General features: G+C 53.9%; 9 protein-coding genes. 2 read left to right on the top strand and 7 right to left on the bottom strand.

Annotated features, from left to right (window positions below):
• Positions 1–5: 5 nt before the first annotated feature.
• The 7 genes from A8F97_RS18035 to bcsR form a co-directional block, all read right to left on the bottom strand.
• Positions 6–1,031: a hypothetical protein gene (locus A8F97_RS18035; protein WP_033072372.1), complete on the bottom strand. Its 1,026-nt coding sequence runs from the start codon at positions 1,029–1,031 to the stop codon at positions 6–8.
• A gap of 346 nt (positions 1,032–1,377) precedes the next feature.
• Positions 1,378–4,857: a cellulose synthase complex outer membrane protein BcsC gene (gene bcsC, locus A8F97_RS18030; protein WP_014698404.1), complete on the bottom strand. Its 3,480-nt coding sequence runs from the start codon at positions 4,855–4,857 to the stop codon at positions 1,378–1,380.
• Positions 4,839–5,954, bottom strand: a complete 1,116-nt coding sequence (gene bcsZ / locus A8F97_RS18025; RefSeq protein WP_033072512.1) for a cellulose synthase complex periplasmic endoglucanase BcsZ — start codon at positions 5,952–5,954, stop codon at positions 4,839–4,841. Before bcsZ ends, bcsC begins: the two co-directional genes overlap by 19 nt.
• Before the next feature lie 6 nt (positions 5,955–5,960).
• Positions 5,961–8,318 (bottom strand): cellulose biosynthesis cyclic di-GMP-binding regulatory protein BcsB, encoded by a 2,358-nt coding sequence (gene bcsB / locus A8F97_RS18020; protein ID WP_033072371.1) that lies wholly within the window; start codon positions 8,316–8,318, stop codon positions 5,961–5,963.
• Positions 8,319–8,392: 74 nt separating this feature from the next.
• On the bottom strand, positions 8,393–11,092 hold the full coding sequence (gene bcsA / locus A8F97_RS18015) for a UDP-forming cellulose synthase catalytic subunit (RefSeq protein ID WP_033072370.1): 2,700 nt from the start codon (positions 11,090–11,092) through the stop codon (positions 8,393–8,395).
• Positions 11,089–11,826: a cellulose biosynthesis protein BcsQ gene (gene bcsQ / locus A8F97_RS18010; RefSeq protein ID WP_033072369.1), complete on the bottom strand. Its 738-nt coding sequence runs from the start codon at positions 11,824–11,826 to the stop codon at positions 11,089–11,091. Before bcsQ ends, bcsA begins: the two co-directional genes overlap by 4 nt.
• A 2-nt stretch (positions 11,827–11,828) precedes the next feature.
• Positions 11,829–12,038: a cellulose biosynthesis protein BcsR gene (gene bcsR / locus A8F97_RS18005; protein ID WP_012821928.1), complete on the bottom strand. Its 210-nt coding sequence runs from the start codon at positions 12,036–12,038 to the stop codon at positions 11,829–11,831.
• Positions 12,039–12,752: 714 nt separating this feature from the next.
• On the opposite strand from bcsR, the gene bcsE reads away from it, so the two are divergent.
• Together bcsE and bcsF are read left to right on the top strand one after the other, a co-directional pair.
• On the top strand, positions 12,753–14,327 hold the full coding sequence (gene bcsE, locus A8F97_RS18000; protein ID WP_033072368.1) for a cellulose biosynthesis protein BcsE: 1,575 nt from the start codon (positions 12,753–12,755) through the stop codon (positions 14,325–14,327).
• A complete protein-coding gene (bcsF, locus tag A8F97_RS17995; RefSeq protein ID WP_012821930.1) occupies positions 14,324–14,530 on the top strand; it encodes a cellulose biosynthesis protein BcsF in 207 nt (68 codons plus the stop codon). The genes bcsE and bcsF overlap by 4 nt, the downstream gene beginning before the upstream one ends.
• The last annotated feature ends 1 nt before the right edge of the window (position 14,531 follow it).

Genomic DNA, 14,531 nt, shown 5'->3' with positions numbered 1-14,531 from the left:
TGCTCTCATTTCTGCAATTCATAGACTTTGAACGTATTCTCGCTATCGAGACTGATCAGCTTATTTTCTCCAGCACGGCGGAAAATGAAATCACTTCTGCGTTCGATAGCTTCTTTTTCCAGATCGCGTGGAATACGAATCAGGCCATTATCGAGCTTAGCCTTAACCGATGGGCTTCCTTTGATTATCACCGTGCCATTTTTTGTGATAGTAAAATCAACGTCACCACCGCGTGTTGCATAATGACCTACCGGCAAACCAGATACTGATGAGGCAATATCATTTGCTGTGAGCGAACGTAAGTCATCTGCTTTTTGACACACTGAGTGGTCCCACACGCGTGTATTACAAGCCAGTTGCAGTGCGTCTCTTGCGGCAAGATATTGTCCATTATTCCACAATGACCTGGCAGCATTATTACACATTAATTCTGATAGCCCAGACCTGCATGATTCAGTAATGGCTTCGATCCACTCTGGATCTGATTTTAGTGGCATATCGAAATTTTTTGTTTCTTCTGTAATGGTATTTATTTCATTCTGAAAGAAAATACGATTATGCCAAAGTTGGCAGGCTGCATAAAAATTATCTTGGCATAATTCCTTTAGTGTATCCCCATCACTTTCTACTATTAACCAAGAGCACGTATCTATATTATCCCAACATTCTTTTCCTATTTTACTTTTCGGTATGCCAATATTATCTTTACAGTTTTTTTCTTCTGTTAAGACGTACTCTTCATTAAAGTCGTTAACTTTTTTCTGTTCGAATAATTCATTTATTTCTGGTGGGGTTAAACTATCAATTGAGATTATGTTAACCTTTCCATTATCCAGAGTATAGCGTGATGTAATGTATTCATCTTTGTATTTTTTTTGCAAAACCTGTGAGTTTATTACATAAGCTTTAACTCCACTGTCATTGGTATAAATTCCACAGGTTAGCCCAGAAGAAGGTTGCGCGAGGGCGGGGAATACGAAGAGAGTTATGGTGAAAAGGAAAAATATACGTAACTGCATGAATAAAGACATCGTGTTTCACTCCATTGATGTGTATATTTATTGCCGCAATCGCTTGGCAAGAGCGCAAATCATACTCGTATTGCGCTTTCATGACGAGTCTATTTGTTATCTGTTTTTATTGTTCTATTTGCTATGCTGATTTTTATATTTTGTGAGGGGAGTGAAATAATGTTTTGGTGAATTATTTGTAATTATTATTCAGTGAAAATTCTTTGTCACAGTTTTCAATGTAACATTTGAACAGTCACCCATTCTCTGTGTGTTTCAATAAAATGTTTGGGATTATATCTTTTGTGATATTGATCATAGGGCTTCCGCTGTGATGGAAACCCTATAAAGTTTGAACTGGGAACGGTTACTTAAAGTCCGCGTAAGGCGTAAGCGGCTGCGGCGGGCTGTCGAGATCGCCCTGCCAGCCGGCCGCGGAGTAGCGCAGGTAGAGGAGGCCGTGGCTTGGGGTGTAATCTTTCGCTTGCTGAATATCAATACCGACACCCAGCGTCCAGTGTGAGCTGAGGCGGCGTTCGACGACTGCACGTGCCGTATAGCCGAAGCCGGAACTGCTACTTCCCTGCTCGATGGTGTCTCTGTCGGTGAGCGCGGCGTTACCGAGCAGGCCAGTTAGCGGGTAGCGGCGCTGGTTTTTGGTGGAGGAGCGTGACCACGATAGCGATCCGCCGAGTTCCCATGACCAGTTTTCTGTCCGCTGCCGATAGTTCACTGGCACGCCCAGCGAAAAGTATTGCTGCGGGCTGTAGTAGCCACCCTGACCGAGTGAGTAGCCGCTTAAGTCTTTCTGGTGACGCCACCACATGCTGTTCAGGCCGACCGTGACGCGTCGGTTATCTTCGTTAATCAACTTGTAGTAGTAGCCTGCCATCGCACGGGCGCGATCGTTATCGGCCACGTTTTTACCGGTAATCTGGTGGACGCTGAAATCACTCCAGACGCCGTGTGCTTCGCCTCGATCGTAGCTCAAACCAAGGCTGACACCCGTTGCACGCACGCCACCCCAGGTAATGCCAGTGCCTGGATCTCTGGTGCCGCTAAATGCCAGTAATGAGCTGGAGATCGGGCGGCGCGAGGCGGTCGCCGTCCAGCCGATTTGCCGCCAGTCACCGCTGTAGCTTGCGCCACCGACGATATCGACCACGTCAAAGCCGAGCGGCGTGGTGCCGATATCCGCTGACCAACGGTCGTTTTTCCAGCCTGCGGCGACGCTGGTGCCGGTGGCTTTCTGCGATTTGCCGTCGAAACAGTCCCGCGTGGCGCAGGTGCCGAAGGTTTCCCGGTAGGCACCGGTACTGTCCGTCGAGAAGGAACCGGCGTTCATCTGCACGGTATCGGTGCGGAAGAAGGCACGGCCATCGTACAGCGGCATATCTACCTGCAACAGGGTGTTGTGGGCGCTTAGGTCGGAAATCCCCCCGGTGCCGCTCGAACTTGAGTAATCATGATCGAGGGTGACGGTAATATCCTGTTTGCGATACAGGTCTGCGGCATCGGCGCGGATGCTGCGTTGTAGCCAGTCGTCGCTGCGGTTATTACGCGTCAATCGGGTGTAGTCATCGTCGCTTTGCGGTAGCGCGGGAGTCATGCCGCTGGCGACCATGGCCTGTTTATAGTCCTGCTGCGCCTGTTCAGGTTGTGATTGCTGTTGTTCAACCCGTGCCGCATCGCGGTAGACCAATGCTTTTCCCTGACCGATCGGTTCTTTCTGTGCATCGATTTTTAGCTGACGGAAAAGCGCTGTTGATTTTTGCGGATTGCCTACCGCTTGCCAGGCGTTGGCGACGCGCCGCTTGCCGTTGAGTGTGTCCGCTGCCTGCGTTGGGAGTTGGTTCAGACGCTGGCGAGCGTCATCTTGGCGGCCCTGCGCGATAAACGCGTCGATCTCGCCCAGTTGTGCGTCAGGGTTCTGTGGTTCTCGCGTGCGGATGCGTTGATATTCGGTCAGCGCTGTCGTGTATTCCCCCCGCGCCAGCGCCCAGTCTGCCAGTAGCAGATCGATACGTGTATCCACCGGTTGCTGGCGCAGGAATGCAATGGCAGCGGGTTCGTCACCCACATCGCGCATCGCTTCTGCTTTCGCCAGCGTGGTCTGAATGGTCAGGCGCTGAGATAAATCGCGCATGTCAGCGCTCCACTGCGCAGTAGGCAGCGCGTTCAGGTGAGCGAGTGCTTGCTCATCGCGGTTAGTGGACGACAGGTAAAGTGAGTAGACGTAGTTCTTCTCCGCGCTGGCTGGTGGCACGGCAGTAGCACGTTGTACTGTGTTGTCCGCCTGCTGTGTTTGCCCGAGTTGGCGCAGTGTCTGGGCATAGTGATAGGCCAGCCAGACATCGTTCGGGTCCTGCTGATTCGCCTGACGGTATTTCTCCTCCGCCTGCGCCCACTGCTGCTGTTCCGACAACTGGTCCGCCTGCTGCTTCAGGATATCGAGTTGCAGTGCGGTAAGTGTTTCCCGCATCGTATTCTGCTGGCTGCGCGACAGGCTGTTGAGGTAAGCCAGCGCTTTCTCCGGCGATTGGCGTTGGTAAATACCGACCAGACCGCGCAAGGCGTTGTCATTGCCGGGTTCGAGGTGCAAAGCCTGTTGATAGAACTGCTGGGCGGTGGCATCATTTTTGCTGGCAACGGCAACATCGCCTAGACCAATCAGCGCATAGGCATTGGTATTATCCATCTGGCGTGCCTGCTGATATTTCTGCTGCGCCAGCGGTAGATTGTTGGCCTTCAGCGCGTTGTCACCTTCCGCAATGGTGGCCCAATACTGTGTGCTTTGGATGAGCCCTTCCCATTTACCGCTGTTCAGGCGATTTACATCTGCCTGTAATGCTTTTTGGAACTGCGCCAGTGCTGTTACCCGATCGCCAGCGCGCAGGTAAATCAGACCAATTGCGCCGATCAGTTCAGGATCGTTTGGCGTGGCGGTCAGCGCTTTATTTAACTCGTTAAGTGTGGCGCTATTGCCACCGCCACCCTCAATCTGCGCCAGCGCACGCAGCCGCCCCTGATAAACAGGGTCGGCGAGTATTCCCTGCCGACGACTGAGTTCTTTACGTGCGGTTTCTGCCTGTTCACCTTCATCAAACACGGCCAGAAAACGGCTTAGTTCAGCCACGCTTTGCGGTGTGACCGGCATCCGGCCGATAATTTCCAGCCATAGCGACGCGGCCTGCCCGCGACCGACGGGATCGCTAGAAAGCTGTTTCAATAAAGGGTAGGCCTGCTCATTACGATCCTGACTGAAAAGTAGACGTGACAGCACCATGCGCAGCGGGACGTTGTTAGGGTAAATGCGATCCAGCGCCTCTAGTTGCTTAATGGCGACGGGTTCCTGATTGGGTAAACGCGAGATCAGACGCCAATACTCCACGGCAAGATCGAGCGTGGGCGGATCACCGTGAAAGAGCGCGTCGTACTGCACTTTGGCTTCCGCATAGCGCCCAGCGGTAGATAACAAGCGCGCCTGTTGTAATTGTTTACGCGGCTCTTCTTGCGTTAACGCCAGCGTTATTTCTGACTGACGGTAGACTGCGGAGTCAGGTGCCACAGTTTTCAGCTTTTCCAACTGCAGACGCGCCTGCGCCTGATCGCCTTGACGCAGCACCAGCCGTAGTCTGGCGGCGATAACATCGGGGTTATCCGGGTTGATCAGTTCCAGTCGATAGAGCGACTGGCGCACGAGATCGTCTTTGCTGCTGGCCTCTCCCAAACGTACCTGCTCCATCAGGAACTGCTCTGGTGACGCGGTTTCTGCGCTGTAGGCCTGTGGTGCTGCAACCAGCAATAACGGGAGGAGGCGCAGCCAGTTTACGGTGTTGTTATGCATTGGCTGCCCCGCGACGGTAAAAGTTGGCCTTGTGACGTGAAGCGGTAGCGCTTCTCATCCCATCCCTGACCAAAGAGCGTCAGAGAAGCCGAGAAATAGGCATCGTCACCCGGTGGATCCGCGGCGAGCCGTTGTCGCTGGATGGTCAACGCATCCGGCTGACGGGATAGCATCGGGAGCAGCGAGGCGGAAAATCCTACCGATCCCTGCCCGGTGACGGCACCTGTTGCCGTGTCCGTTTTTTCAGGTGGCAACCCTTGTTGGACCGTCTGTTGAATCATGGGCTGAAACTGTTTGATCAAGTCGGCTTTTCCTCTGCTGCTATCGGCCATCATCCCTACCCACAGATAGACGCGAATGGCGTCATAGCTGCCGATATTGGGTTTGGTGGTATCGGGCTGCCAGCCTTTGTCTTTTTGCCAGATGACCCAATCAGGCGAAAATCCTTTCGGTGCGGTTTCCAATAGCAGGCGCTGCGTGGTGCGCTGCATGCTCTTCCACGTTTCACCCAACGGCGCAAAGCGGGCCAGCAATTGCGGCGGCAGGTAACTGGGGTTTAAACGCCAGCTCTCTTTCTCTGTGAAACCGACTTTGCCGGGCAAGAGCATCATGCCCAGACCCGGAATATTAACGACCTCTTCCCTGGCAATACGTTTAAGCAGCGTGGTGCCCAGCGTTTTATAGCGGGTATCTTTCCACAGTCGGCCCGCTTCAAGCAGGTTATAGGCGATCCACAGATCGGCGTCGGACGCGGAGTTAGGGTCTAGCACCGTCCACTGTTTATCTTTGCTTTCTCCCCATAGCCAGGCGGGCAGATTGGCCCCTAAATCGCCAGCAGACAGGTTGTTTTCCGTCCATTGCCGCAGTCGCTCAAACATTTCTCGATCGTTGGCGACCAGGGCAAAGAACATGGCGTAACTTTGCCCTTCGGAAGTGGTGATTTTATTGGGGGAGGTGGTATCAATCACCCGCCCTTGCTCGCTGATGTAATGCAGTTTGTACTGTTCCCAGGCGGGCCAGTCGCAAACGGCTGCGGCGGCAACGGAGACCCATAGCCACAGCAGCGTGGGGATCAGGTAGCGCAGCACATGTGGCATGGTGCGTTAATCCCTTTCGTCTGGTGACAGGCGACGGCGGCTGAAGAATTTCAGGCCACGCCACAGCAGCCAGGCAACAATGATGACGGTAAGTGTTGAGATGACGGCGAGCCAGATGGGATGTTGCGCCAATGCATGCCAGATGCGTTCCCACCACGGCAGATGGCCGACGTAATAAACGTCACCGACCCGCAGATTATTGATGCCCGATTCGCGGATGACGGAAACGGAACCAAATAGCGACGCTCTTTTCTCGCTGTCGATCAGCGTGTTGTTGAGTAGGGTATAGCCCTGTGGGCTATCGGCCAGCAGGGCAACAACGCTGCGCTGGTCGTGATACGGAGACTGGAAGCCGATAATCGCCGACATGGCTCCCGTACCGCTGACGGTGGTTTTACTGTCTGGTTTCGCATCAGAGTCGGGCGAGCCCATATCCGGGATGGCGGTCTGACGTGTTGGCTGTTTGATCCAGCTTTGCGTTTGCTCAACCAGCAGATTGATTTTGCCGTCGTCGTGCAGTTCAGGCGGGATAGCACCGATCATCAGAATATCACGGTCCTGCTTGTCGACCTGTGTCCAGTCGTCGCTTAGCTGTACCGCCAATGCCGGGTAGCCGGTTTGTGCCCCAATGTTACCGATAGCGTTCAACATTGCGCTGACCTGAGCCGGCTGCGGCTGTTTGTTCACCAGCACCAGCGTTTGTGACAGGTCAGCCAGTCGGCTGAACGGGTAGCCGGCATTGGCAAAGGCGCGCAGGTCCGGCATCGCCATAAAGTGGCGATAGCCAGAGAAGTTAATGGTTGAGTTGCTATCGATGACGGCGTGGTTCACGACCGGTGTATAGGTTTCACAGCGGTCAGCGGTGCCGCTGGAAAGCAGCGTGGTGTAGTTGAAATCAAAGCGCAGTTGGTTGGTAGTACCCAGTTTCAACGCCGGGATGGTCAGGTTTTTGTTGGAATCCCATAATCCCTGTGTGAGCGGCAGGCGCATTAACAGGGAACTCTGATCGTGTTCCGGTGCCAGCGAGAAGGCTTGTACAAACTGGTTGTTTAGATTGATGCTCAGACGCGAACCGTCCTGCACCTGCGGCGCGGTGTAGCGATATTTCAGGCGCATGTCGATACCCTGACTGCGGATCAGAAACAGGTCAGGCGGCAAATTCAGGGTCAGTGAAATCGGCCGAGGCACAATGCCGTCGGTTTGTAGCTGTTCGTTATATTGCTGAAGCTCGGCGAAGGTCATCGGGCGGTCGGTGCGTACCCAGTTTGGCGCATCATACGGCTGACGTGGGGCGAGCTGTTCTACCTTATCGATAGTGACGCTCTGCCCACGGAACAGCGTGTTGCCCTGGGCTATGCCCTGTACGGCGGTGAGCAATTCATTGTCATCACGCCCCTGAACCAGCAGCAGTTTAACGTGAGGATTGTCAGGGTGGCTGATAATAGACACCGTCGGCCCGTTCACCGCCGGGGTATCGTGCAGGAAATCAGGGCGCTTATCGTTGGTGGCGAAAACAATGCCGTGGCGATCTGGCAACTGGTTGAAAAGAGCAGGGAAGGACTGCCCGCGCCATTGTGCTTTGCTGCCAAACCAGGAGGCGAGCATGGCGGCGGCACGCTGTTGCACCAGATCTGGCTGGCCGGCGAAGACAATAGGCAGCGTTAACGGTCGGGTATCGCGGCTGTCAAAAAACGGTGCAGGGAACGGCGACAGGTCATCCTTCAGCGTCAGCTTCTGGAATTGCAGATTGAGTGCGCTGGCTTTGCTGATATCCAGCCATAGGCTGGTGCTGGCTGGATTTTCACAGATGTTTTGATAATGGCCGACGAACACCAGTTGCAGGCTGTTGAAGTCCGTGATGTAGTGCGGATCGATAGGAATACGGACGCGGTTGGATTTACCCATCTGCTCTTTGCTAATCGTGGTGACGCCCATCAGCTCATTGTTCAGATAAACCTTGATATGAGACTCGGTGGGGATCAGCGCGGGCGACGGCGTAAACTCAAGATCGAGCGAGGCTTGCGTCACGACTTCATCGCTGCGAACGCCGAACTCAATCTGTCCGTCGGGATTGATGCCGCGTAGCGCAAATGTGCCCGGCGCCGGCGCGATTTGCGCAAACGGCAGCACCGCGTTACGCACGGCGGCGTTATCCTGCGGTTGTGCCAGCGGGATTGCGGGCATGCTCGTGGTCGACACGCCAGTCGCTGGTGTGGCCGTTGCGGGCGTTGTGGTGGCAGCATGGACGGGCGACTGGGCGGAACCTCCCGCCGTCAGCGTTTGTGCGTGCGGCGCGGTGACAGCCTGAGATAATGAGCTGACGCCTAAAGCCAATGCGGTGAACCAGATTATTTTTTTCGTCATCGTGTCATCATCAATGTTAAGGGTCTTTCTCTTGGTCGGGAAAAAGACCGTTGGTCACGGCCTGTGAATGGCAATCAAGCCACTGTCTTTTCTGTAAACGGGTTCTCTTGTGCAAATCGCGTTTCATGGGTAGACGGAGTCTTACCCCGATATACGGTCTTTTCCGGCCGCGCAGCGTCTGGCTGGTCGGTAACGGTGCGTCTTCCTACATAGCGCGGGATGAATGACACGACCCACACCACGATGTTGAGGAAGGCCAGGATAATATTGCGTATCACTGGCGGTGCGTAATCTGCCAGACGCAGGTAGCCACGAAAGCCGAGAGCCAACACATCAACCAGACTTTCGACAGGTTTATCCTGCGGGAAACTGTCTTGCCAGAGCGCCCAGGTATCGGCGCGCGCAAAGGTGCATTGAATGAAATCGATGTGCTGACGGGTGGTCAGGTTGGTCATGCGCAAGCCAATTTTGTTGTCGAACGCGCGGGTGACGCTGAAAGGGAAGGCGTACTCCTGCTGACCGCGTTTTAATAACAGCGAGACGCTGTCCCCGATTTGGAGAATGCCTGATTCACGGGTTTCAACGCCGACACCGCCATCGGAATAATCGCGCAGGACGCAGGGGAAAATGTGGCCATCGGTGCGCAGAATGGCGGCAGACATCGACATCTCCACCCGGTGTGCCTGCCGCACCTGTTTGGCCTCTACCGCGACCGCGACGGCGCCCCCTAGAATGGTCATGTTATACGTGACCCAGAGCAGGCTAATGAGCACGGTCATGATCTCTTCCGTCGGCCCGTCAATCAAACGCCAGATGCCATACACCACGCCGGCAATATTCAGTAGCACCAGCACCAGATAAGGTCGCGTGATCACCCAATCGACATGCTGTTCTTCAACCAGCCCACCTTTGGCTGTCACGTTGAATTTCCCTTTGTGCGGATTGAACAGCGCTACGGTGGTCGGGCGGGCGATGTACCACGCCAGCACGGTCTCATAGATCTCACTCCAGAACGAGTGACGGTAGCGTCCCTGAATACGCGAGTTGGTCAGGCTGGCATGCACCATGTGTGGCAATACGTAGAGTGCAATTGCCAGCGCAGGGGCGAAAATGATGTAAGCGTGTATCAGCAGAAACGCCAGCGGGGCGGTCAGGAAGATCAGCCGGGGAATACCGGATAGAAAGTGCATCATGGCGTTGGCATAACACAGCCGTTGCCCCAGTTTCAGCCCTTTACCTAACAGCGGGTTATCCAACCGGAAGATTTGCACCATGCCGCGTGCCCAGCGAATGCGTTGCCCGATGTGGGCCGACAGGCTCTCGGTCGCCAGTCCGGCCGCCTGTGGAATGCGGATATAGGCCGAGCTGTAACCACGGCGATGCAGACGCAGCGAGGTGTGGGCATCTTCTGTCACTGTTTCGACCGCGATACCGCTAATCTCATCCAGCGGTTTCCGCCGTAGGATGGCGCAGGAGCCGCAGAAGAACGTAGCATCCCACATGTCGTTACCGTCCTGAACCAGACCGTAGAACAGCGTGCCCTCATTGGGCGTGCGGCGGAAGCGCCCCAGATTGCGTTCGAACGGGTCGGGTGAGAAGAAATGGTGCGGCGTCTGTAACATCGCCAGCTTTTTGTCTTTAAAAAACCATCCCATGGTTAACTGCAGAAAGGAGCGGGTGGGGACATGGTCGCAGTCGAAAATGGCAACGAACTCGCCTTTCGCCTGCTTCAGAGCATTGTTGATGTTACCGGCTTTGGCATGTTCGTGCGTGACGCGGGCGATGTAATGGACGCCGACCTCCTCTGCGAAGGCTTTAAATTCAGCGCGGCCTCCATCATCCAGAATATAGATGTTGAGTTTATCTTTAGGCCAATCGATACCGAGTGCGGCATAAACTGTCGGTTTCACCACGCTCAACGGTTCATTGTAGGTCGGGATCATCAGATCGACGGTTGGCCACGTTGTGCTGTCTTCAGGCAGCGAAACAGGATGACGGTTCAGTGGCCAGATTGTCTGGAAATAGCCCAGAACCAACACCACCCAGGCGTAGGTTTCCGCTGCCAGCAGCAGCAGGCCGCACACCAGACTGACGGGATCGTCCCAGTTCAGCGTTTCGGTGTAGCGCCACCACAGATAACGGCAGGAGACTGTGAAAGAAAGGGCGATCATCATGAGCGTCGGCATGCGTCCCGGCATGTTGCGAACGAGCATGGCGATCCCCCACAGCAGCGTCATGAAAATAAACTGCGATAGCAAATCAAACGGCTGCGTGATGCACAGAAACGCCAGCGCTGCACACAGCAGACTCAGTGCCACCGTGACCAGCCTTTGTAGGCGGTTCATCCGCGTGGTGCCTGATTCACTGTCTTCACGGTCGTCAGTATTCACGTGGCTAAAGCGGGTAAATAGCGTTTGCTGCGCGTTCATGTAGCGCTGCCGCCAGCGCGGTAGCGCGGAGAAGTAATTACGCCGTGATGTGGGTAACTGGCCGTTTTTGATGGTCAGCAGCCAAATACCCTGTGTCAGATAGCGAAGCACATCGGCTGGACGCGGGCGCTGAGGCGAAATGTGCGGGAACCAATAGGTCCGCTGTGCGCGAATTTGTTGCCAACCATCAGACTCCAGCCGCAGGAAGATCCAGCCGAGTATTGCAAGCAGCGTGGCGAAAAAGGCGGCAAAGGCGGAGGCCCCCTGCTGACGATAGCCGCGATAGCGCTGTTGTATCGCCTGTCTGGCGGGCGGAACGAGGAATACGCGCAGGATGCCACTCATACGCCGTTTTCCTTCACGTGAATCAGGCACCAGTTTGCCAGCGTCATGATCTCTTCTGCCGCCACGCTATCCGGGCGGCATTCGCCCAGCGGTTGTTTCAGCATCAGTGATTCTGACAACGCTTCGTCACGGTGTACTACCAGCGGCAGCAGGTGTGAAAGCGTGTGCAGCCAGAGTTGGTGCAAATCCTGCTGGAGCGTACTGAGGGTAGAAAACTGATTAACCAGAAAATGGCACTGACGTGGTAACGCCTGTTGATGTAACCGTGAATGGCAGTTGGCATCAGCCACCACCACCTGAAAAATGGTGTTCGCAGTAGCTAACGCCTGGCGCGCGAGCGGACTATTGTCTGCTGGCACGTCGATCAGTACCCAGCGGTGGTGGCCCGCCGCGCTGAGCTGCGTTAGATTGTTTTGCCAGAGTGCGGCGTGCTGGTGGTAATGCTGTTGCAGCGTGGCGACTTCCTGCATGCTCAGGCGACCAAACGGCAGAAAATCCAGGCCGGGGAGATACTGCATGGCACCGGTTTGCCACGGCGCGCCGTCGGCTTCCGCCCGTGCCCAGCCGCGGCGCTGTTCAAATGGCATATTAAAGTTAATTCGTAGCAAATTGTCTGGCGAAAAATCAATTACCAGCGCAGATTCGCCCAGCCGTTGGAAAGCCCATCCCAATGCGGCGGTTATCGAGGTTGTTCCTACACCTCCGCGGATTCCTTGCAATGCAATAACGGGCATTGTCAGTCGCTCCCAGCCGGTTCTTTTAATTCATCCAGCAGCGGCCAGCGAGCCATCATTTGGCTCAGACGTGCCTGACGGGAAATATCGATATAGTTTATTTCAGGCAAAGAAAAAGCCTGACTGAGGACCCTAAGATCGTCATCGGCTCTTGCATTTTCGGTTAAATCGGCGCGTGCGCTGGTATCTATACGAGTCGGTTCGTTATTCATCCCATGTCTCTGAAATAGGCTATCCATTATCATTGGGAACGATATATCCGTCATACTTCAAGCTGATTGTGCGTTGGCGAGCTTTACTCGCCCCAATCACTTACCTGAGTAAGTTCCTAGGGATTCGCTCAGTTGCCGCCTTCACGCAACTCGAATTATTTAGGGTATAAAGGGAAACATCTTAATAGCAGATGTAGTGGTTCTTTTACTGCGCCCACACCTATGAAGGCTTACGCCTTTGCTTCTTTAATAAAATAGTCGTGCAGGCCAATTAACTATAGCAACGAATTGCTGATTGCAATGTGGACAGATAAAAATAGTAATGAGATCTTTATTCCCGCAATACTTCAAGTTGCATGTGCGTTGGCTACGATACTCGGCACACTGACGTGAGCTTCGCCCTGCTGGGGCCGCTGCAAGCAGTGTTCAAATCCGCCTCTGGTAGATTTGTCACTCACCCGAATTACTTACCTGTGTAAGCTCATCGAGATGAAATGAGAGACATCCTGTCTCTCACCAAAGGCCAGTCGCTGGCTGGTCAAATTTGTTCCAGACGAATTTGTCCCTCTCTTGCCGCCTTCCTGAAAATCGAATTATTTTGGGTATATTAAGGGGGCGGAATAATTAATGGCGGGACGTTGTGATCCTCCAAGGGACTGCTAGAGTTTATTTTGATTGGTTGGTTGCCGCCATTAACGGAAAAGAAATCAGTCTATGAAGCAGAACTTTTTATTAGGTATCCGTCACCTTTGGGATGAACTGGCTACGCTCCAGTTGGCGGGCTTTTATTGGGTGAATATTGATCGACAGGTTGATGCCGCATTATTTTGCCAACAAATGATGCACAGCCAAAATAACGACGCGAGAGTGGCGTTAATTGGCTGCGGGGAACGGTCTGACGCGCTATTGGCGACATTGTTTAATACCGAAACAAAACAGTTATCTTGCTATATATTGCCGGAAAATAAGGCCGCGTTGCTGAATTTAACCGATGACTTGATGCGCGCATTACGTCCGAAACATCGCCTGTTAGTGCTTTATGCTCCCGCCAGCCTGTGGCGAGATATCTCACCGGAAAGACTACAGCGTTGGGTGGATGACACGGCAGTATGGCTACATCAGCGCCAGTGTACGCTGGTGATCCTCAGCCATAGCAGCGGCGTAACCCGGCTGAGGAATATGCTGATCTCCCAACATCGCGGGCTTTACGGCTTGGCCAGCCTGCAATGGCAGCAGGATCGCGCACAGTATCTGGTGTCATGGTGGGCAACGGAAAGAGGCGTGTGGGCGAATAAGGTACAAATGCTGCAACCCGATAAGGATGGCTGGCACATGCTGACGGAAGAGGAACCTGCTCTCACGCCGTCTCTGAATGACGATGGGCTCTTTCTGATGGAAAAGAGCGTGATGGAAGGGGCTCCCGCGCTATCAGAAAACTGGCAGCTAATGGACGACAATGACATTTTGGTACAAACCGGCATGCTGACGAATGCGGCCACCCTCGTTTTTGCACTCAATCAGACTATTCAGGTGGATACCCTCGCCAAACAGGTTCATAGCCTGCGGCGGCAGCGTGGTGAATTGCTGAAGATTGTGGTGCGGGAAATGAAGCCCTGCCTGCGTGCCAGCGACGAGCGTCTGTTATTGGCGTGTGGCGCAAATCTTATTGTCTCCCATTCAGAACCGCTATCTCGCTTCCTGACGCGGATTGAAAGCGTGCAAGGGCAGCGCTTTACTAAACATGTTCCTGTCGATGTCGAGGTCCTGCTGACCACCATGCGGCCGTTGCAGATTAAGGGCTATCAGCCGCCTGAGACTTTTCGGCAGTCTGTGCAGATGTTGATTGATAGTACGTTGATGCCGGAAGGCAGCAAAGGCGTGCTGGTGGCATTTCGCCCGGTTCCGGGGGTGCGAGCAGCGCAGGTGCTGACGCTGTGCACGCTGCGACGTTTTGGCGATGTCGTCACGATCGCACAGGGTCGTCTGTTTTTATTCCTGTCCAATTGTCGTCTGAATGAATTGGATATCGCGTTGAAATCTATCTTCCGTCTGCCGGTAGATGAAGTGTTCAGTAATCGGATTGTGTGGTCACAAGACTTACAGATTGTAGCGGAAATCAAATCGTTGGAGCAGGACAGTACGTCCGGACAGGAACAGCAGATTAATGATTATGTCCAACTGCAGCAAACCGAATCTGCACCACGCCGCCAGACGCCACGGCGTGAGCCTATTGCTATTGATTTACTGTCGCCCGATTTACTGACCCGTGTACCGGGAGAATTATCATGATGAATCTGATTGATATCGTTCAACTGGTGCTATTAAGCGCGGTCGTCTTCTTTACGCTTGGCTATCTGGCGCACCGTGTGATCCCTCACTGGCTTCAGTATTGGAAAAACAGGCTATTGTCGCCACGCTACCTGAAGCCAGCCAGTGTCTGGATGCGTAGCTCTTCTTCAACCAAGCCGACTTCAGCAGAGACTAAAAAATAAA

Origin of the sequence: Pectobacterium parmentieri (assembly GCF_001742145.1) — a bacterium.
Taxonomy (GTDB): domain Bacteria; phylum Pseudomonadota; class Gammaproteobacteria; order Enterobacterales; family Enterobacteriaceae; genus Pectobacterium; species Pectobacterium parmentieri.
The sequence above is the reverse complement of the archived record's forward strand: the minus strand, read 5'-3'. Positions and strand labels throughout refer to the sequence as shown.

Coding starts and splice junctions, on each gene's coding strand:
- bcsR (WP_012821928.1), bottom strand. CDS start 12,038: ATGAATAACGAACCGACTCGTATAGATACCAGCGCACGCGCCGATTTA.
- bcsZ (WP_033072512.1), bottom strand. CDS start 5,954: ATGCCACATGTGCTGCGCTACCTGATCCCCACGCTGCTGTGGCTATGG.
- bcsA (WP_033072370.1), bottom strand. CDS start 11,092: ATGAGTGGCATCCTGCGCGTATTCCTCGTTCCGCCCGCCAGACAGGCG.
- bcsQ (WP_033072369.1), bottom strand. CDS start 11,826: ATGCCCGTTATTGCATTGCAAGGAATCCGCGGAGGTGTAGGAACAACC.
- A8F97_RS18035 (WP_033072372.1), bottom strand. CDS start 1,031: ATGTCTTTATTCATGCAGTTACGTATATTTTTCCTTTTCACCATAACT.
- bcsB (WP_033072371.1), bottom strand. CDS start 8,318: ATGACGAAAAAAATAATCTGGTTCACCGCATTGGCTTTAGGCGTCAGC.
- bcsC (WP_014698404.1), bottom strand. CDS start 4,857: ATGCATAACAACACCGTAAACTGGCTGCGCCTCCTCCCGTTATTGCTG.
- bcsF (WP_012821930.1), top strand. CDS start 14,324: ATGATGAATCTGATTGATATCGTTCAACTGGTGCTATTAAGCGCGGTC.
- bcsE (WP_033072368.1), top strand. CDS start 12,753: ATGAAGCAGAACTTTTTATTAGGTATCCGTCACCTTTGGGATGAACTG.